The following is a 19094-nucleotide window of genomic DNA, read 5'->3' as shown; positions in this document are numbered from 1 at the left end:
AGCCGACTTGCAGGCCTGACGGGTCAAGTCAAACTGTAACCAGACACAACTTATTAGATAGATGATTAAATTCGGGAGAATGTGAAAACAATTGAAATTCGGTGGAATCAGCAATACCATCCACCTGAAATTTTACGGGAATAGGTGGGTTTATGGCTGGGAAAGGTTTTGTGGCTAACATGACAGCTGAAGACAAGGAATCGCTGAACAAAGAAATTCGTCACCGGGGATACGGTCGTCAGCAGGAAATCCTGGATTATCTTGCCGAACACGGTATCACAACGTCGAAAAGCTCTCTAAACCGCTACATCATGGCCCTGAAGGATGCTGACAACCTTACAGGCTTTCAGCCTGGTCATTCGCTTCAGGCCCGGATTCCGACGGATAACAGCAGCTGGAGCGAGACAGACCGGTTGCTGCACCGATTAGGAAAAATCAAATTTGAAGAGCAAATGATTCTCAAAAAGCTGGAATCAATATCGGGATTCAGTCCCGATTGATCAAGCCAATTCAATCATGCTTTAATGATTCATTGTCTAAAAACAAGCGCCGGGCTAAATTGCCCGGCGTTTTTGTTTTTGCTGCATTGTATTAGACAAAAACACGCTGTCTAAGAACATCACGAAGAAGCCCGAACGGGCATTACCTGGGTAGCCCGCCCAGTCCCTCCTAACCCGCATCAGAACTGGCCTGGTGGCCTTACAGCCCGATTAGCAGGTCTGCATTCAAGGGAGTCACTTCTGGCGAAATCTGGACGCGGGCTGGTTCCAACTTCACTACGGCGAACTTAGACATTCAAGAGGGTTCACTCTGGACATGCCTATGTCTTATAACTATTTGATTTTTATATAAAAAAATAAATACGAAGAGTTCTTGCTGATTTTCAACCTGGACGCTCAGTTTGTTCATAGACAAAATGCTGCCGTCTAAAAGAATGTGTCTGTCAGAAGTCCTTGCCAACCCACACCACGCGACCAATAACTTCCAGGTCTGGATTGCTGCCATCGAACTTCACCAGCTGCTCACCATAGGTTTTGTTGTCGCTGATCAGCTTCACGCCTTGCCCTGGAAGGATCTGGGTGCGCTTGACTAGCAAATGGCCATCGACCCGAATCACGTACATGCGCCCGTCCTGGGGGCTGGTGTCGCTGGTGTCCACCATGATGGTGTTGTTGTCGCTGATGGTCGGTTCCATCGAATCGCCCTTGGCGAACACAACCACCAAATCCTTTTCATGTAACCCTTTAAATTTCAGCCACTTACGTCTAAATGCCAGTTTTCGTGATACCTCTTCTGAACCGGCAAAACGGCCCGGCCCGGCGCTTACCTGGATGTTGTAGCCAGGGATAAAGGCGTAATCATCTTCAATTTTGTAGCCCGCAGCAGATTCTTTTACGTGACCATCGACCTGGTCAGAGTTTGTCATTGTGCCGGTTCCAAGCACCAGCCATTCAATTCTTGCACCAGATGCTTTTGCGATCGCTTCCAGGTTCTTGCGCGATGGCTCCGAGGTTCCATCTCGCCATCTTCGTACAACACTTTCAGAAACTCCGACTTCTCTGGCGAATGCGCTCGTACTTTTAAACGAGTCAAGCAAGTGCGAAATCCGATCAGAAAACAGTTCAAAGTTCATAGCTCGTAACCTTTAACCTTTGTCTCGTTTTAATCACCGAGTTTAATGTTTCATAACTCGTTGTTTTCACAAGGTTTTCTAAAAAATAAGACAAGAAAACCGCAAAAGAGAACTTTTAACCGATTTTATCTGTTGTAATTCGGCTATTTAGCCGATAATGTTTACCTAAAGCAGTCACCCAACAGCTTTAAACAAACTGGTTAACAACAGGGCAAAAAAATGAGCAACTCACAGAGTCACCCAGACTGGCACCGCCAGGAAGTGATCGCCGCGATTCGTATGCGCGGTATTTCGGTCGCCGAATTGGCGCGACAAAATGGCTATAAAAACCCCACCACCTTTTACAACGTGTTCAAGGCTCCGTACCCGAAGGTGGAGAAAATCGTCGCAAAGTTCCTGGGCAAACAGCCTGCCGATATCTGGCCAAGCCGCTACCAGCCCAATCCGCAAGTATACCGCAATGTCTCATAACATCCCGCCGATTGATTCCGATTGATGGAATCAGCTTATGCCGCGCCCGGTTCGGCGCATAGAGGCATAACGGAAGTTTTATTAGCACACCACTTTGCGGACAGCAGCAATGGCAAAACGAAATTGGAAGCGAGAGCAGCCACGGTCTCTCAAACACGCGATGGAATTGTGCGTTGACCACGCCAAATCCGTTAAAAATCTCTCGGTCGAGCGTATTGCCGACCTGATCGGTATTACCAGCCAATACACCCTTTATAAATGGCTCGACGAAGCGCGCATGCCCGCGCTGATGATTCGGCCTTTTGAGCACGCCTGTGGCGTCTCGTTTGTTACCCAATATCTGGCTGCCAGTGATTACCAGCTGCTGGTGCCCATGCCAAAAGCCAAGGCTGCTAAAGATACCGATTTAATGGCGCTCCAGCAGTCATTTAGTCAGGCCGTTACTGTTTTGGCAGCGTTTTATATGGGTAACGAAAGCGGCGAATCCGCCAGCGCTGAATTGGCCCGTCATATGGCCGAGGTGGCCAGTCATCGCGTGCGGGTTGAACGTATGGGATCACCCGAGCTGGAATTGTTTGGGGGTGACGAATGAACGACTGGTTTAGCACTCAGGAATTGGCAGGAATTAGCGGATTACCAGGCACCGTACCAGGGCTGTTGAAAAAGGCCAATGCAGATGCCTGGCAATCGCGCCCGCGCTCTGGTCGTGGCGGTGGTTTTGAATATCACATTAGCAGCCTGCCAGCCGCCAGCCAGCGGGCACTGCGTATCAGTATGGCCAAAAAAGCGGCCGCCCGCGCAAAATCCAATCCGGTTATTGCCGATATGGATGCTCAGTCACAACTGCAACAGCAACACCGTGAACAATCGTTAAATCGCTATAAAAAGCTGTCGGCCAACCAAAAGAAAAAGGTGGATGCCATTCTTGCGGTATTGACCGCCGCGCAGGAATTTCACCGCGCCAGTGGTTTGCCAAAAGGCAAGGCATATACCGAGTTTTCTTCCTTATATAAGAAGGAAGAAATCACAGTAGAAGCCTGGGTACGCGAGATCGAACCCAAGTGCTCCCGGCCCAGCCTGTATTTGTGGGAAAAGAAAATTCGCGAACACGGCATTGATGCCCTGGCCGGTGATACCGGCAAAGGCCGTCGCGGCAGCGGCATTATTGATAGCCAGCCCGCGCTGCGTGAATACATCGTCGGTATGGTCGTGGGCCATCCGCATATCAAAATCACTACGTTGGCCAAAGCACTTCGTGCCGAATTTGCCGGGCAGGATATAACGCTGCCGAGTGAACGCCGCTTATGTGACTGGGTTAATCAATGGAAATCGGATAACCGCGCCGTATACACCGCCGTTACCAACCCGGACGCCTGGAAAAACAAATATATGGACGCCCAAGGCAGCGCCAGCGAACACGTTCACGCGCTGAATCAGCTTTGGGAGTTCGACAGTACGCCTGCCGATCTGATGCTGACCGATGGCCGTCATTCCATATTGGGCGCAATTGACGTTTATAGCCGCCGCACCCTGTTTGTCGTAATGCCCACCTCTGATAGCAAAGGCGTTGCGCAGGTAATCCGTCGCTGTCTGCTGAGCTGGGGTGTACCAGAGGTTGCCAAAACCGATAACGGTGCCGACTACAAATCCAAATACATTCAGAACGTATTCCGTTCCCTGGGCGTCGAGCAGGAATTTTGCCCGCCATTTCAGGGCTGGAAAAAGCCGCACATCGAACGGGTTTTCAAAACATTTTCACACGACATTGCCGAGCTGTTGCCAGGGTTTATCGGCCACAACATCGTTGAGCGCCAGGCCATTGAAGCGCGCAAGAGTTTCAGCGACCGCCTGTTTAAAAAAGACGAACTGATCGAAGTGAAAATGTCCTCGGCTGAGTTGCAGCAATACTGCGACGACTGGCTGGAACACGAATACCACACCCGCCGCCACAGTAGCCTGGGGGAATCACCTGCCGCCCGCATAGCCAGCTATGCCGGACACATCCGCACGATCGACGACGAGCGCGTGCTGGATGTGCTGCTGAGTGAGCTGGCTGGCACCCGAACCATCACCAAAAAAGGCATCAAGCTGGACGGCGGGTTTTATATCCACGCCGAGCTGGCGGCGCACACCGGCGAACAGGTGAACGTGTTCTACGACGAGGCCGACATGGGGCGCATCTATGTCTATGACCTGGACGGCGACTACCTCTGCACCGCCGAAGATCCGGCGATCACCGGCGTCAGCCGTGAAGAGGTTGGCGTAAAAGCCAAGATCATTCAAAAAGAGGCGATACAAGAAGAACGCCGCCGCCTCAAAGTCAGTGCCCAAAAAGTCACCAAGCGCGACGTTGCCCAGCAAATTCTTGATCACCGCGCAGCAGAAGCCCGCGCCGAAAAAGTGCGCCATTTTCCACGACCAGAGCAAGAGCACACCAGTGCTGGCATTGACGCCGCCCGCGCTGCCCTGGCTGCGCAACAGGCACAACCTGCCACCGATCTGCCAGCGCTACCGCCCCTGGAACAACCACCAGTACCCCGTGCGGCTCAGGTGATTCGGCCTGAATTTGTCGCCCCAGCGTTCCAGCCACCAGACGACTTTGAAGAACGCTACCTGCTTGCCGTAGAGATCGAGCAGCGAGCCGACGCCGGAGACGCCACCGACGCTGAGGTGTTGTGGGCCAAACGATTCAAGACCAGCAAGGCGTTTATCGCCGGAAAAGACCTTCACGAAATGCGCACCCGCCAGGTGCCCCTGACAGCACGTTAAGCGCTGATTAACGCGAATTAAACGGAGTATTTATCAATGTCGAACATCGCCGGTATCAACAACGTGGCTCTGACCAATCAAGCCATGATGCACCTGCAAGACCGCAGCCCCAGCCTGCCCGGTTTGGGAGTCCTTCATGGCCCCAGCGGCTATGGCAAATCCTTCGCGGCCAGCTACGCCGCCAATGCCCACCGCGCTTTTTACATCCAGTGCAAAAGCACCTGGACACGCAAGAAGTTCCTGGAGGCCATCCTCAAGGAAATGGGCATCATGCCCGCCAAAAACCTGGCGGACATGAACGAACAAGCCTGTGAGGAACTGATGCAATCGGGTCGGCCGCTGATTATCGACGAAGCTGATTGGCTGGCCGACAGCAAAAGCCACGTCATGCTCGCGATGGATCTGTATGAGGGTTCACAAGCCAGCATCCTGCTGATCGGTGAAGAGCGATTGCCTGCCAAACTGGCTCACTACGAAAAAATTCACAACCGCATCCTGTCCTGGGTCGCTGCTGAACCCTGCCAAATACGCGATGTGTTGCAGCTGGCGGATATCTACGCCCGTGACATCAACATTGCCGAAGACCTGTTGCTGAAAGTGCTGGATGACACTCACGGTGTCACCCGCCGGATCTGCGTCAACCTTGAGAACATCCGTAACTGGGCTGCCGACAACGGTGTTGAACGCGTAACTCTTGAAAACTACCGCCAGGCCATCTTCACCGGCAAAGCACCACGGGGGCGTTCATGAATACGTATGCACACGCCAAGAAAATCCGCGTTCAACAGGTGATCTGGGACACCGTGCGCGAGCTGCGCGAGTTCACCGAGGCGGACCTGATTATTCAGGCCAGTAAACGAGCGGGTCAAACCATCCCTGACGCCAGCGTTCACGCCTATCTGAACAAGCTGAAGCTGGGCGAATACGTGGAGACTGTTGAGGTTGAAAAGCTCAATCACGGACACGTTCGCAACCGCTTTCAGCTGGTGCGTAATACCGGCCGCGAAGCCCCCCGCCTGACCAGCACCGGTCAGTCCAGCAAGCTGGGCCGTGCGCGGGAAAACCTGTGGCGTTCCATGCGCACTCTGGGCCAATTCAACTACAGAGAGTTGGCCTTAACCGCTTGCACAAATGATGTGTCAGTCAGAGAGGCTGAGGCAAAACGGTTCTGCCGCTACCTGGAACGTGCCGGATACCTGGCCATCGCCAAGCCTCCGGTTCACAAAAAAGCACTGACCGTCTACCGGTTTGTGCAGCACCGCTACACAGGCCCGCTGCCGCCGATCATCCAGACCATCGACCAGGTATTTGATGCCAATACCCAGCAGATCGTCTGGTCTGCCGACGACGAACAGGAGGCCAACTGATGGACGCCATCCTGTTAACCACCACGGAACCGCGCTGGCTGACCGAACTGCGCCATCAATGTATCGCCCGCTCACAGGCTCAGGTTGCCCGTGAACTGGAGGTGTCTGGCGCACTGATCAGCCAGGTGCTGAAAGGCAAATACCCCGGCGACTTGAACCGGATTGAAAAGCTGGTGCGCGGCCAATATTTGGGCGACACCGTCACCTGCCCGGTGCTCGGCGAACTGGAGCTGGACAACTGCCAGCGCTACCAGCGCCAGGCCGGAGCCACCCACAACCCATTGCGCGTGCAGCTGTATCGCGCCTGCAAAACCTGTAGCTACGCGGAGAACAAGTGACATGAACCACCAAGCAGAAACACTACCAGCCGGAAACCGCCACCTGGGAATCAAACTGATTGGTGCTGCCAATGCACTGTCTGCGCTGAACGCAATGGGCGTGGAAGTGTTGGAAGCCAACCTGACGCTGGCGGTGCCAGTACTGCAGGTCCGCTCCTGCGCCCAGCTGAAAGCCATTGGCGGCAGCTGGGCACAAACCCGCACCAACGCCAACCGCGACCGCGTTAAAACCATGTGCGCCATTTTGGCTGGCTGCCGTATCGAATGGGAGATCCGTCAATGATCACTCAACTGCTGAAACGCGCCCCGGCGCTGGTGCTGTTACTGGGCGGCATCGTACTACTGCAAACCCACGCCATGGACTACTGGAGTCGCTACGACGCGGCCACCGGTTGGCTTTGGAGCCTGGTGATTGAAGGTGCGGCAATCTGGTTGTGGGCTGCCCGCAGCTGGCTGAAAAACAGCATCGCCGTGTTCGCCACCCTGCTGGCGCTGTCGGCACCGCTGTACCAACTGGCAGCCCCTGTCATGGCAGAACAGCGCAGCAACGAGCAGGCCGCTAGCACTCTGCCAGACCGCCAACAGGCCATCACCGCTCAGATAGCCAGTTTGGAATCGTCATTGGCCACCTACAACCAGAACAGCCAAACCCGTGGTGGCTGGGCCGACCGTATCGATACCGCACAAAATCAGCTGGCATCGGCTCGTGCCGATCTGGTGGCACTGCACACCGAACAGGCCACCGCACAACCAGCCGACTGGCAGGCATGGCTGCAAATCGGCACCCAAGGGCTGGCGCTGATCATCATCCAGTGCCTGGTTGTGCTCACTACTCGCACCGTATTCGCCCCGCTGGCTGCGACCAGCCAGGGCACCCAAACAGCAGCACCCGCCGCTGAGGCTGGCAACGGCGCAGGAAGCGTCCGCGCCAGCCACCCTCAATTACACCCCGTAAAGCCACCGGCTGTCAGCACCGGCCTGAACCCGGCGGCCGCGTAATCGGATTTAAACAGGCATATCAAGGGCAAGGACCATGAGCAAATTGAAATACGGAGATGTCCGTCCAGTTCGAAAGATGACCGGAGACCACAAGACAGACGTGTTGTCCTGTTTCGACGAGCTGGAGGCTAAGGAACAAGAGGAACAGCTGCTGACATTAAAACGACGTCAGCGAGAAGTGGAAGAACGCGCGAAAAAGCGCTTCATCGGAAGCAACTAAGGAAAAATCATGAACACAGCACAAGCAACCATCCCATCCGGCTATATGCAAGACGCTCGCGGCCGACTGGTGCCAGAGGACCAGGTACGCGAGCAAGACAAGCTGCGCGACCAATGCGTGACCGATCTCGTTAAACAGGCGCAGGCAATCAGCCAGCAACTGACCGAGTTCAAACGCAAAGCCCTGGCCGATATTGCCGACCTGCTGCAAATCGCTGCCGACAAGTACGAAGTCACCCTGGGCGGAAAAAAAGGAAACGTCAGCCTGTCCAGCTACAACGGTCGGTACAAAATCCAGCGCGTCTTTGCCGAGCAAATTCAATTCAGCGAGGAGCTGGAGGCCGCACAGCAGCTGTTTGCAGAATGCCTGGACAAATGGACAGCAAGCGCCGACGTGAATATCCGCGCCCTGGTTGATCGGGCATTCCGCACCACACGATCAGGCCAGATTAAAACCGCTGAACTGCTGGGGCTGTTGCAGTTGGAAATCGACGACACAGATTGGCAACGCGCCACCAACGCCTTGAAAGACTCCATTCGAGTGGGTGGATCAACCGTCTACGTGCGTGTGTATGAGCGTATCGAAGACACCGACAAATACCGCCAGATCGCACTCGATTTGGCCAGTGTGTGAGGTGATGTGATGAGCGAACTATCTGAGTCAACTCTGATTGCAGCCATTAAAGCCGAGACTGGCGGCCGGTATGAACACATTGTGGCGTTCGCCAGATACAACGTAGATGACCAGTATTGTTGCAACGAAGGTGGCGCCCCGACTTGGGTTATTGCGAGTCGTTTGGGCATGGAAACTGCCGATGTCCGCAAAGCGCTGAACAAGCTCCAAAAGCGGGGCCTGGTCTGCAAACACACGCGCAGCAACTGCAACCTCTGGTGGCCAGTGGGCTACCTCGAAGAGCTGACAACAATCCACGGAATCGAAGGGGAATCCGCATGACCATTCAATACGACAACAACCCGAATAAACAGTGCATCTCCGCAGGAGAGTGGCTGGAGATCGAGCCGTGTTACGTCAACTTTGATGACGGCTGCGATGTCGTCCAGGTCAGTGTGAACGAAGACCAGGTGGATGTTGATGTTGATCGAATTCCACAACTGATCGACGCACTGAAAATGGCGCATCAGCTAGCAACCAGCAGCATGATGGAGAACGAACATGATAACTAAGGGCCAATGGCAAGCGATTGCCAGCGAACTGAGCAGTCAATTCGCCTCCGTGACGTTTCAACTGGATGACGATGAAGTCACCGTAAACCGAGTTCGTCTGACCGAAAATAAAACCGCGCTGGCGGTGTATATCAACGGCAGCATCAAAGCCGCAGAAGAGGTAGCCGCATGAAAACTCCATTGCAAGCCGCTCTGGCCAAACTCCACATCGCCAAAAAAGACCTGGCAATGGCCGATGATAGCTACCGCCAACTGCTGACGCGCCACGGCGCACCGGCAGAGTCACCCAGCTCACGCAACATGACCATTAACCAGATCGACGCGGTACTCAAAGAGCTGGTCGGCAAGGGCTGGCAACCCAAGCGCCGGAAAAAATCCGGCGACAATCGCCAGTCGCCACCATCCAGTCACAGCGGTCGAAAAACGCGCATCGACAAAATCCGTGCAATTTGGATACAGATGCACCGCGCCGGATTTATCAGCGACGGCAGCGAAACCGCCCTGATGGCCTGGGTACGTAAACAGACACGCGCAAAAAACGGGCAGATCGATGCTCTCGAATGGCTGGAGCAAACCAACATGACCAACACCGTTTTGGAGCAGCTGAAACAGTGGCAACGGCGGGTCGTCAACTCAGCCATGAATGGCGATTTGCTGCTGATCATGGCCGCTGTGCCGGCACTCGCAGAGCATGGTCAGATCGTCACCCAGGCCGAGGCTACTCAGATCCTGCTGGATCATCACGTGATTACATGGAACCCACTGTTTGAAAAACTGGCTATCAAAAACTCGGAGCACTACGCCACGAGCCGCATGGAGCTGCGACCCATGTCTGTTATCGTTGGTGATACCGCTGAGGGCCAGACATGCAGTTAAATCGCTGTCCGGTCTGTCATAGTCGGATCGGTCTGGAGCAACTGGTGCAAGACGATGCGGGGCGAGAGTTACTCGCTCTGCTGGCCGCGCACGATGCCGACACGGCCACAGCCTTAGTTGGCTATCTGGGCCTGTTTCGGAGTGGATCGCGAGATCTTGCGATGGACAGAGCGCTGAGACTGGCAAATGAAGCCCTGGCCCTGGCAGAGCCAGACTGGTTAACACCAGCGCTGCAAGACACGGTCGAGAGTATCCGCGCAAAACGCCAGAGCACCGACGCCAAAGCACTGACGAATCACAACTATTTAAAACGTGTGCTGGAAAGCATTATCAGTAGTGGCACACAGAGAGTGCGCTACCAACGCCCGGCTGCTGCGGCGGACTATCAAACAACCGCAGCATCCATGCAACGCTTGACGGACACATCCTGGTGAGGAGTTCAAATTGAAAACACTGATTATATTGGTGCTACTGTCATTAGCGATGAATGCTCATGCTGCGAGACAACATTACGAAAAATGGTATCAGCAGCGCTGGTGTTCCAACGCAGGTGGGCAGACGGAAAAAGTACTGTCTGATAAAACACGGGTCGACTGCGTCACCAGTACGCATGCAATTGAATTCGACTTTGGCAATAAATGGTCTGAAGCAATCGGGCAGTCACTAGGATATGCAATCGAGACTAACAAACGGGCTGGCATTGTTTTGATCCTAGAATCCCCGAAAGACTATAAATACTGGATCAAACTGAACAGCATCATCGACCACTATAATCTACCAATCGATACCTGGAAAACAGGAGGCGGAGATGACAATTGAACAGCAACAGCGTGACTTGATGCCAGATGCTCCTATCCCGGATGACGCGCTCGATCATCTCGATGACGTGCCGCCCGAGGCTCGTAAAAAATGGCCACGGGATCTGATCGTAATTATTGCTGTGCTCAATTCACGGTTTAACCGTATGGGCTACAGCGATGCGGATGCCAGCAAACTGACGTACAACGCAGTGCAAGAGCTGGCCAGTTACTGCGGCGGCCGCTATTTTTATCTGCCCAAGGGCGACGTGCTGGAACGGGCGATCCGGGACGGCAATTTGTACGATGATTGGGCCGATCGGCATATGACGCCGGATCAGCTGGCTGGGAAATACCGGGTGACAGTGCAGCACGTTTATCGGATCATTAAGGAACAGCGGGCGTACCATCAGAAGAAGGTACAGCCGACACTATTCTGATTACTATCAAAAGGAAGCGGCATGGATGCTAATACAAAAAAAATGATGACTGCATTTGCAGTAATCGCATTAGTATTGTTGGTAATTATCAGTGCTGGAAAAGACACCGATGCCACAAATACTGAATTGACAATAACCGCTGGCGATACGCCAGAGATGATTGACAGAGCCAATGCCGTACTACCCGTAGTTATAAAAGCCTGCCCAGGGATTAAAAAATATCAGTCAGAGTTTGAATTTATCCGTGCAGAATCAGCACAACTGATCGATTTTGAGGACGGCGTTGCTATTCATTTTTTAGTGAAAACAAATAATAACCTTCCAACATCAATACAGCGCTATTCAGCAGGGCATAACTGCTGGATAACCGTCAGTAAAAACTTGCGGATTGATATCGCAAAACGCGCGTGCAACTCTGTTTGCATCGGCCATAAATTCTAAAACCCACGTTAAACCACCCCCGCCGCCCGCCCGCGTAACCTGACCTTATCACTTGTTCCCACTGAACAGACCGAGGTCAGGAGTATGTAATGGGCAGCCCCCGCGAACTCTCGCATATAGACACGATTGTTATTCATTGCGCCGATACCCCAAACGGCCGTGCTAACACCATCGAGGACATCGACGCCTGGCACCGCCAGCGCGGCTTTCGTCGTAATCTGAATCTTGCACCCAAGTACCAGCCCGACCTGATAGCCGTTGGCTACCACTTTGTCATCGAATTGAATGGCGCTATCCGGTGTGGTCGGCCGCTGCATGAGACCGGTGCGCACGTCTCCGGCCATAACTACCACAGCATCGGCATTTGTTTGATCGGCCGCGACCGCTACACACCAGAGCAATGGTCTGCCCTTCGATCCCTGGTTGTGTCTCTCTCACACCCCGGCAATGGCCTGTCGATCTCGACCGTGTGTGGTCATCGCGATCTGTTTGACGGCAAAACCTGCCCCGGCTTTGATGTGTCGGAGTGGATCGCCCAGGCATACACCACAGATCTGAACAATATCCTGGAGGCCCAATGACCTGGTTACTCACCATTGCCAAACCGCTGCTATCAGCCGTGACGACAGACCTGATCATTGATACCGCACAGGCGGTGTTAGGCCGCATTCAATGGCCGGTTGTATTTGAGCGACTGCTGACCCGACTGATCATCAACGGCCTGCGCTGGATTCAGCGCCTCAGCACCAACGACGTGGTCGATGAAACCGTCGACTTGATCGCATCCATGCTCGAACAGCAACGCCTGGCAAAAGCCAAGGAATATCAGCTCACGCTCGACAAACGCCCCGAGAGCCAAACGAACAGCAACAAGGATTTGTGATGCCGGACTTTCTGGATGCCGCCAAGGAGCTTGAACAACAGGATCGCGAGCGAGCACTGGCCAATCACAGTGCTCGGCTGAAACCGGAGCCAGCGCAGTGGGTGCAGGACGGTGTGGTGATGTGTATCGACTGTGCATGTGATATCGAACCGGAGCGACTCGCAGCAAAACCCAATGCCGCTCGCTGTATCGACTGTCAGCAGCTGCACGAACTCAAGGATCACTGCTGATGGAACCATCAGAAATTAACTATCAGGCCATGCAGTTCTGGTTCAGCGTTGCGAATGCGGCGATCACCGCCGCTATTGCGCTGTATGTCTGGCTGGCGAGTCGGCAGCGGGCCACGAAAAAAGACATCGACGAGATGGACGACCGACTGATCCGCATCGAAAAAGACGTTGAGCATGCGCCTAGTCGCGCTGATTTTGAAAAAATGAATGACCGGATCACACAAATCGGCAACAGCGTGACCGGAGTCGAGGGCGAGCTGCGGCAAATCAATCACAGCTTGCAACTGATCAACGACCATCTACTTAACAACCGGGGGCACTGATGGCCTATCAGGATCTGTTAAATCAGGATCAACGTCTGGTGATCCTGCGCAGTCTGACCGACGTGAACGGCACTGCGAACGACTCTATCATCAACAAAATGCTGGATGCCTATGGCCATCGGCTCAGCCGTGACCAGGTGAAAACCCACCTTTATTGGCTCAGTGAGCAGGGGCTGGTTGAAATTGAATCGGTGCTGAATACTGACGTGGCCACGATTACCAGTCGGGGCGTAGACGTTGCCCAGGGCCGTGCCCGAGTGCCGGGCATCGGCCAGCCACGGCCGGGTGCCTGAAATGGCAGAGCGACCAACACGGGGCCGCCCGTCCAAAATCGAGCAGTTGCCCGAACAGGTACAGGCATTTCTGAACGCGGCACTGCGTGACAAAAGCAACACGCAAGAAGACGTGCGGGAAGAAGTAAATCGGCAGCTTTCAGAGCTGGGCATTCCTGAAGAAGATCAGCTATCGCGTTCCGGCCTCAACCGCTATGCCACCAAAATGGCCAAGATCGGCAAGAAAATGCAGGAACGCCAAGCCACCGCCAATGCCTGGGTGGCCAAGCTGGGCGAAAAACCCACGGGTGACATCGGCAAATTATTGATACAGATGACCCAGACCATGGCCTTTGATGTGGCCGAAGCCGCGCTGGACGAAGAAGACCCAGCCAGTTTGGGGCTGATCAAAGAGCTGGCTTTGACCGTTCAACGGTTGGAGAAAGCGAGTATGGACAGCCTCAAACGCGAAAAAGAAATCCGCAAAGCCTTTGCCGAAGAAGCCGCCGACGCTGCTGAAAAAGTTGCTACGGCTGCTGGTCTGACTCGCGAAGCAGTGAAGACCATCAAAAACGATATTCTGGGGATTGCGTGATGAGTGAGTGCCTGATGTACATTTTGAATGGTTTCTCTGTGCTCTGGATTTTGGCTGGTTTTATCGTTTGGCTGACCTTGATTACGCGCTGTCGAAGATTTCTGAACGAGGGGTTGTTTCGTAAACTGTTGCTGTTGCTGGTTTGCGTTTGTATCTGGCCAACGGTCTGGGATGACTGTCGATGAACGCTCCCGCCTTTATCCCCTACGACGATAACGAACTGCTGCTGGGCTACCAGAAGCGCTGGATCGCTGACGAGTCCCCGCTCAAGATCGCTGAAAAATCCCGCCGAACCGGTATCACCTGGGCCGAAGCCGCCGACGCCTGCTTAACCGCCAGTGCCGCCAAAAGCGCCGGGGGCACCAACCATTTTTACGTTGGCTCTAACAAAGAGATGGCCCGCGAGTTTATCGACGCGGTGGCCATGTGGGCCAAGGCATTTAACAAGGCAGCGGGCGACATTCAGGAAGAGCTTTTCATTGACGATGGCCAGGAAGGCAAAGAGATCCTGACGTTCGTGGTCTATTTCGCGTCCGGCTTTAAAGTACAGGCACTCAGCTCCAACCCATCCAACCTGCGGGGTATGCAGGGCAACGTCACGATTGACGAGGCCGCATTCCACGAACGTTTGGCAGAGGTACTCAAAGCCGCGCTGGCTCTGACCATGTGGGGCGCGAAGGTCAGGCTGATCAGCACACATAACGGCGTTGAAAACCTCTTTAACGAGCTGATCAACGATAGCCGTGCAGGCAAAAAGCGTTATTCCGTTCACCGTATCACGCTGGACGATGCCTGCCGTGAAGGGCTGTACCAGCGTATTTGCCAGCGCCTGGGCAAGCCCTGGAATCAAGCCGAAGAAGACCAATGGAAGGCCGACCTGCTGCGGGATACCGCCAGTGAAGACGACGCACTGGAAGAATACTACTGCGTGCCCAAGGCGGGTGGTGGTGCCTACATCAGCCGCGCACTGATCGAAGCCTGTATGCACGAAGCCCCGGTGATTCGGTTTGAAGGCTCTGCCGAGTTTAACGGCTGGCCCGAGCACCTGCGCGAAGCCGAGATGCGCGACTGGTGTGAAGAGCACCTGCTGCCGGTGCTGCAAGGGCTGAATCCCAAAAGCCAGTTTTCCTTTGGCGAAGACTTTGCCCGTACCGGTGACTTGTCGGTGTATGTGCCGATGGAATTAACCCAGGATCTGGTTCGGCAAGTGCCTTTTATGGTGGAGCTGAAGAACGTGCCGTTTAAGCAACAAGAGCAGGTTCTCTATTTTATCATCGACCGGCTGGCGCGTTTTATGGCGGGTGCTCTGGATGCTCGTGGCAACGGCCAATACCTGGCCGAACAGGCCCAGTACCGCTACGGATCGGGACGGATTGAAGCCGTGATGCTCAGCCAAAGCTGGTATTTAAACAACATGCCGCGCTTCAAAGCCGCGTTTGAAGACCAAACCATTCGGATTCCGCGTGATGCCGATGTGCTGTCCGACATGCGCGCCATTCAGGTCATCAAAGGCATTCCCAAAATCCCGGACGGAAAAACCGACGCAAAAAAAGAACGCCACGGTGACTCGGCCATTGCGCTGTGCCTGGCGTACTACGCCACCACGATGGAAGTAGAAGACTTCGGCTATCACGCTATCCCCAAACCCACTCGCAACGATCACAGCGACACACAACAGCGCCAGATTCGCACCACCGGCGGCTTCCGTCGCGGCTGTCTGTAACGCCGCTTTAACCTCATCTTTAACACTATTTAAAGAGGCCGCACATGGCTGATTCCCTCATCCTTGACCACCACGGTCAGCCGTTCAAAAAGACTGAGTTGTCAAAGCAGGTCGCTGCACCGAGCATGACCGGCATTCGCAATATCTGGAACTTCGGCACCCAGGCGGAATGGCTCAGCCCGGAACGGCTGGCGCAGATCCTGCGCGATGCCGCCGAAGGCGACGCCGATGCTTATCTGACGTTGGCCGAAGAAATGGAGGAGCGCGACCCTCATTACGCCAGCGTTCTGGGCACTCGTAAGCGTGCTGTTTCCGGGCTGCCCACCATGGTGGAAGCCGTGACCGATGACAAAAAAGACCAGGAAATTACCGATGCTGTACGGGCATTGATCCGCCGCCCGGAATTTCATGACATGGCCGATGATCTATTGGATGCCTTGGGTAAGGGGTTCTCGGTGGTCGAAATGAATTGGGATACCAAGCGCCAGCCCTGGGAGCCGCGTACTCGCAATGAGAAAGTGGACGGAGAGTGGCAAGAAGTCGAAGGCTACGAACACCGCGACCCGCGTTTCTTTCAATTCGACCGAGTCAGTGGCAAGCAACTGCGCATCAAAGACGAAGCCGACATGCTCGACGGTCTGCCATTGCCTCCCCATAAGTTCATCGTTCATAAGCCAAGGCTGAAGACTGGCCTGCCGATCCGGGGCGGTCTCGCCCGTCTGGTGGCGGTGTCTTATATGTGCAAGAGCTACACGGTGACCGACTGGCTGGCATTTGCTGAAGTGTTTGGAATGCCGCTGCGCGTTGGCCGCTATAACCCGAATGCCACGCCAGCCGACATCAATACCCTGATAAACGCCATCGCCAACATCGGCACCGATGCCGCCGCCGCTATACCTGACACGATGCGGATCGATTTTGAATCGCCGGGCAATGTCTCCGGCGGTGCCGATGTGTTCAAAAATCTGGCGGAGTGGCTGGATAAGCAGGTTTCCAAAGCGGTGCTGGGACAAACCGCCAGCACCGAGGGCACCCCCGGCAAGTTGGGTAATGATGACGCACAGGACGACGTGCGTACCGACATACTCAAGGCCGACGCCCGCCAGCTCAGCAACACCATCAACAAGTACCTGGTACGTTCGTTTGTCGATCTCAACTTTGGCCCGCAAGCGCAATACCCGCGTGTTGAATTTCAGGTGATCGAACCGGAGGACACCGAAGCGCTCACCGCTGCGTTAAAAGAGCTGGTGCCGCTGGGCCTGAAAGTCGAGGCCAGCGTGATCCGCGATAAACTCGGGTTGCCTGATCCTGAACCAGGCGCTGAACTGCTGGGCGCTCAGCAACAGACACCCGCACCCGCACTGAATCAGCAGCACCATGGCTGCCACTGTGCTCACTGCAGTAGTACAGCGACAGCGATTAACCGGCAGCTGCCAGATCCGGCGGAACAGGCATTGGACGAACTGGAGCAAGACGGGCTGGCCAACTGGCAACAGCAGATCGACCCGGTGCTGCAACCAATCCGCGACCTGTTGGAGTCAGTCGACAACGCCGAAGACTTCGCTGCTGGCCTGCAAGACCTGCTGGATGAAATGGACGACAGCGACCTGGTTAGTAAGCTGGCTCTGCAGATGTTCCTGGCAAATGGGGCCGGTGACGCCGGGCAAGGTGTCTGATGGCTGGCAACTTTCGATTCCCTGCCTCACCACCCAAAGAAGCGCTCGCGTGGTTCCGGGCCAAGGGGCTTGAACCCGGTTTTGATTACCGGGATGTCTGGCGCGAACAACACAGCCACGCGTTTACCGTCGCCAAGGCCATGCAGATGGACGTGCTGACCAGCATCCGCGAATCCCTGGACGATGCGCTGGCCAACGGCAAGACGTTCGCCCGCTGGAAAAAGGAGCTGCAACCCGAGCTGGAAAAACTCGGTTGGTGGGGGAAAAAGAACGTGGTTGATCCAACCACGGGCGAAGTCATTAAGGCCCAACTCGGTAGCCCGCGCCGGTTGCGTACCATCTACAGTACCAACCTGCGCACTGCCCGCGCCGCTGGCCAGTGGCAGCGTATCCAACGCAGCAAACGCGCCATGCCATATCTGGTCTATGAGCTGGGGCCATCGGAAAAACACCGCGCCGAGCACGTATCCTGGGCGGGCATTCTGCTACCAGCTGACGACCCGTGGTGGCAAACGCATTACCCACCGAATGGCTGGGGCTGCAAGTGCCGCATCCGTCAAGTGGGCCAGCGCGAATACGAGCGTCTGAGCGAGTCAGGCAACTACCTGACCACGGCACCGAAGATCACAACAAAAGAGTGGATTAACGACCGCACCGGCGAAGTGCTGCAAGTACCACGCGGTATTGATCCGGGCTGGGACTACAACCCCGGTATGCACCAGGCCAAAGCGCTGGCGGATAATGAGCAGCGCAGTAAAAATGTGATGGATAACGCACTGGATGCGCCATTACCCAAACCGGAATTTCAGCCTCAGAAAACCACAAAAGCTGCTACCAAGTGGGCGACGGATAACAACCTGGCCGACTATGCTGATTACGCTGGTATCAAACCCGAGGTGGCGAACGCCTGGAACGAATCCTTATTCGATCACTTGCAAGAGTTCCCGGCCCTGCGCCAGAACCAGAGATTCGTTGGCACCGGCCAGGCTCAATTCCAGCGTCTGTATGATATACAGGTAGAGCGTGTGGTGCAGATGGCGGCAGAAAAAGGCATCGATGAAGGGCTGGCCATTCGCTGGGCAAAACGAGAAATCAAAAAGAAAAAAGTGCCCGGTGGCACCTACGCGCATTCGTGGGAGCAGGCAGATGTAGGCGGCATTGCCATAAACAAAACCTGGGGCAAAGACCCTGCGCGATTCAATCAGGCTCTGGCTGACGATGTGGCATCACAGTATCACCCGATCGGCTGCGATAGCATCCGCAGTGTAGTAGATCATGAGCTGGCTCATCAGCTCGATGACCTGCTGAAACTGGATAAAGACCCTGAAGTCCAAACACTATTCAAACAAGCCCGCCAGGCGGGCATGGCAAACGAGGTATCACGCTATGCCAACAAAAACATCAGCGAGTTCATCGCCGAGTGCTGGGCAGAATCGCTCAACAACCCAGAGCCGAGAAATTACGCCCGACGAATTGCAGCGATTATCAGATCTCGGTATCGACGACAGTTTGGCAGCGGATCTGAATGACGTACCAGGCATCAGCCATGCAGCGGGGCCAGAGGAAAACCAGGACGAGATTGACCAGTGGATTAAAGGCGGTGGAAAGCCGGATGTGGAGTGAGCGCCATTTTGTATCCGAAAATATTAAAATAATTTATTGTTTTGTATTGCAAAACAAATAGAGGCGAGTATAGTGGAACTCATGGAAGGCAATCAAGCCAACCACCGACCCGGCGGATCTGGGGAAAAGGAACCAAAACGATGAAAAGCAAAACTCTTTTTGAACAGGCACTGGAAGAATACGACACTCGCGCGCGCTCTTCTGCGATACGAGGAACAGACATCACTCGCTGTA

29 protein-coding genes are annotated in these 19094 nt (G+C 54.6%); 28 read left to right on the top strand and 1 reads right to left on the bottom strand.

Features of this window, described 5'->3' with window-relative positions:
• The first annotated feature begins 170 nt into the window (after positions 1-170).
• Entirely contained in the window at positions 171-500 is a 330-nt protein-coding gene (locus Q8W22_RS03090) for a hypothetical protein (protein ID WP_305451573.1), read from the top strand.
• Between the two features lie 443 nt (positions 501-943).
• Here the strand turns inward: Q8W22_RS03090 and Q8W22_RS03085 are convergent, their stop codons facing one another.
• Complete coding sequence (locus Q8W22_RS03085; RefSeq protein ID WP_305451572.1) at positions 944-1633, bottom strand: helix-turn-helix transcriptional regulator; 690 nt, start codon at positions 1631-1633, stop codon at positions 944-946.
• A gap of 219 nt (positions 1634-1852) precedes the next feature.
• On the opposite strand from Q8W22_RS03085, the gene Q8W22_RS03080 reads away from it, so the two are divergent.
• The 27 genes from Q8W22_RS03080 to Q8W22_RS02950 all read left to right on the top strand — a co-directional run bounded on the left by Q8W22_RS03080 (position 1853) and on the right by Q8W22_RS02950 (position 18766).
• The gene (locus Q8W22_RS03080; RefSeq protein WP_305451571.1) at positions 1853-2104 is read left to right on the top strand and encodes a helix-turn-helix transcriptional regulator; all 252 of its coding nucleotides are present in this window, start codon (positions 1853-1855) and stop codon (positions 2102-2104) included.
• Positions 2105-2213: 109 nt separating this feature from the next.
• Positions 2214-2696, top strand: coding sequence for a hypothetical protein (locus tag Q8W22_RS03075; RefSeq protein ID WP_305451570.1), 483 nt, complete (start codon positions 2214-2216; stop codon positions 2694-2696).
• Positions 2693-4873 carry a Mu transposase C-terminal domain-containing protein gene (locus Q8W22_RS03070; RefSeq protein ID WP_305451569.1) on the top strand — a complete coding sequence of 727 codons (2181 nt, stop codon included), beginning with the start codon at positions 2693-2695 and terminating at the stop codon, positions 4871-4873. Before Q8W22_RS03075 ends, Q8W22_RS03070 begins: the two co-directional genes overlap by 4 nt.
• A gap of 36 nt (positions 4874-4909) precedes the next feature.
• Positions 4910-5623: an AAA family ATPase gene (locus Q8W22_RS03065; protein WP_305451568.1), complete on the top strand. Its 714-nt coding sequence runs from the start codon at positions 4910-4912 to the stop codon at positions 5621-5623.
• Positions 5620-6240, top strand: coding sequence for a hypothetical protein (locus tag Q8W22_RS03060; protein WP_305451567.1), 621 nt, complete (start codon positions 5620-5622; stop codon positions 6238-6240). Before Q8W22_RS03065 ends, Q8W22_RS03060 begins: the two co-directional genes overlap by 4 nt.
• Positions 6240-6578 carry a helix-turn-helix transcriptional regulator gene (locus Q8W22_RS03055; protein ID WP_305451566.1) on the top strand — a complete coding sequence of 113 codons (339 nt, stop codon included), beginning with the start codon at positions 6240-6242 and terminating at the stop codon, positions 6576-6578. Before Q8W22_RS03060 ends, Q8W22_RS03055 begins: the two co-directional genes overlap by 1 nt.
• A gap of 1 nt (position 6579) precedes the next feature.
• Positions 6580-6861 (top strand): hypothetical protein, encoded by a 282-nt coding sequence (locus Q8W22_RS03050; RefSeq protein ID WP_305451565.1) that lies wholly within the window; start codon positions 6580-6582, stop codon positions 6859-6861.
• The gene (locus tag Q8W22_RS03045) at positions 6858-7577 is read left to right on the top strand and encodes a hypothetical protein (protein ID WP_305451564.1); all 720 of its coding nucleotides are present in this window, start codon (positions 6858-6860) and stop codon (positions 7575-7577) included. Before Q8W22_RS03050 ends, Q8W22_RS03045 begins: the two co-directional genes overlap by 4 nt.
• Before the next feature lie 34 nt (positions 7578-7611).
• Positions 7612-7797, top strand: coding sequence for a hypothetical protein (locus Q8W22_RS03040; protein WP_305451563.1), 186 nt, complete (start codon positions 7612-7614; stop codon positions 7795-7797).
• 9 nt (positions 7798-7806) lie between these two features.
• Complete coding sequence (locus tag Q8W22_RS03035) at positions 7807-8430, top strand: DUF3164 family protein (protein ID WP_305451562.1); 624 nt, start codon at positions 7807-7809, stop codon at positions 8428-8430.
• A gap of 9 nt (positions 8431-8439) precedes the next feature.
• Positions 8440-8751: a hypothetical protein gene (locus tag Q8W22_RS03030; RefSeq protein ID WP_305451561.1), complete on the top strand. Its 312-nt coding sequence runs from the start codon at positions 8440-8442 to the stop codon at positions 8749-8751.
• On the top strand, positions 8748-8981 hold the full coding sequence (locus Q8W22_RS03025) for a hypothetical protein (protein ID WP_305451560.1): 234 nt from the start codon (positions 8748-8750) through the stop codon (positions 8979-8981). Before Q8W22_RS03030 ends, Q8W22_RS03025 begins: the two co-directional genes overlap by 4 nt.
• Positions 8971-9153: a hypothetical protein gene (locus Q8W22_RS03020; RefSeq protein WP_305451559.1), complete on the top strand. Its 183-nt coding sequence runs from the start codon at positions 8971-8973 to the stop codon at positions 9151-9153. The genes Q8W22_RS03025 and Q8W22_RS03020 overlap by 11 nt, the downstream gene beginning before the upstream one ends.
• A complete protein-coding gene (locus Q8W22_RS03015) occupies positions 9150-9857 on the top strand; it encodes a gp16 family protein (RefSeq protein ID WP_305451558.1) in 708 nt (235 codons plus the stop codon). The genes Q8W22_RS03020 and Q8W22_RS03015 overlap by 4 nt, the downstream gene beginning before the upstream one ends.
• The gene (locus tag Q8W22_RS03010; protein ID WP_305451557.1) at positions 9848-10291 is read left to right on the top strand and encodes a hypothetical protein; all 444 of its coding nucleotides are present in this window, start codon (positions 9848-9850) and stop codon (positions 10289-10291) included. The genes Q8W22_RS03015 and Q8W22_RS03010 overlap by 10 nt, the downstream gene beginning before the upstream one ends.
• Positions 10292-10301: 10 nt before the next feature.
• Positions 10302-10676 (top strand): hypothetical protein, encoded by a 375-nt coding sequence (locus Q8W22_RS03005; protein WP_305451556.1) that lies wholly within the window; start codon positions 10302-10304, stop codon positions 10674-10676.
• A complete protein-coding gene (locus Q8W22_RS03000) occupies positions 10666-11094 on the top strand; it encodes a Mor transcription activator family protein (protein WP_305451555.1) in 429 nt (142 codons plus the stop codon). Before Q8W22_RS03005 ends, Q8W22_RS03000 begins: the two co-directional genes overlap by 11 nt.
• Before the next feature lie 21 nt (positions 11095-11115).
• Positions 11116-11535: a hypothetical protein gene (locus Q8W22_RS02995; protein ID WP_305451554.1), complete on the top strand. Its 420-nt coding sequence runs from the start codon at positions 11116-11118 to the stop codon at positions 11533-11535.
• An 89-nt stretch (positions 11536-11624) separates the two neighbouring features.
• Entirely contained in the window at positions 11625-12116 is a 492-nt protein-coding gene (locus Q8W22_RS02990) for an N-acetylmuramoyl-L-alanine amidase (protein WP_305451553.1), read from the top strand.
• Positions 12113-12418: a hypothetical protein gene (locus Q8W22_RS02985; protein WP_305451552.1), complete on the top strand. Its 306-nt coding sequence runs from the start codon at positions 12113-12115 to the stop codon at positions 12416-12418. The genes Q8W22_RS02990 and Q8W22_RS02985 overlap by 4 nt, the downstream gene beginning before the upstream one ends.
• Positions 12418-12648, top strand: a complete 231-nt coding sequence (locus Q8W22_RS02980; protein WP_305451551.1) for a TraR/DksA C4-type zinc finger protein — start codon at positions 12418-12420, stop codon at positions 12646-12648. Before Q8W22_RS02985 ends, Q8W22_RS02980 begins: the two co-directional genes overlap by 1 nt.
• Positions 12648-12971 (top strand): DUF2730 family protein, encoded by a 324-nt coding sequence (locus Q8W22_RS02975; protein ID WP_305451550.1) that lies wholly within the window; start codon positions 12648-12650, stop codon positions 12969-12971. Before Q8W22_RS02980 ends, Q8W22_RS02975 begins: the two co-directional genes overlap by 1 nt.
• Positions 12971-13264: an ArsR family transcriptional regulator gene (locus Q8W22_RS02970; RefSeq protein ID WP_305451549.1), complete on the top strand. Its 294-nt coding sequence runs from the start codon at positions 12971-12973 to the stop codon at positions 13262-13264. Before Q8W22_RS02975 ends, Q8W22_RS02970 begins: the two co-directional genes overlap by 1 nt.
• A 1-nt stretch (position 13265) precedes the next feature.
• Entirely contained in the window at positions 13266-13838 is a 573-nt protein-coding gene (locus Q8W22_RS02965) for a DUF3486 family protein (RefSeq protein ID WP_305451548.1), read from the top strand.
• 181 nt (positions 13839-14019) lie between these two features.
• A complete protein-coding gene (locus Q8W22_RS02960; RefSeq protein WP_305451547.1) occupies positions 14020-15561 on the top strand; it encodes a terminase large subunit domain-containing protein in 1542 nt (513 codons plus the stop codon).
• A 44-nt stretch (positions 15562-15605) separates the two neighbouring features.
• Complete coding sequence (locus Q8W22_RS02955) at positions 15606-17237, top strand: DUF935 domain-containing protein (protein ID WP_305451546.1); 1632 nt, start codon at positions 15606-15608, stop codon at positions 17235-17237.
• Positions 17237-18766, top strand: coding sequence for a phage minor head protein (locus tag Q8W22_RS02950; protein ID WP_305451545.1), 1530 nt, complete (start codon positions 17237-17239; stop codon positions 18764-18766). Before Q8W22_RS02955 ends, Q8W22_RS02950 begins: the two co-directional genes overlap by 1 nt.
• Positions 18767-19094 lie beyond the last annotated feature (328 nt).

The organism is Oceanobacter sp. 1_MG-2023 (assembly GCF_030689025.1).
Classification (GTDB): domain Bacteria; phylum Pseudomonadota; class Gammaproteobacteria; order Pseudomonadales; family Oceanobacteraceae; genus Oceanobacter.
This window is presented reverse-complemented; position numbering and strand designations above follow the sequence as displayed.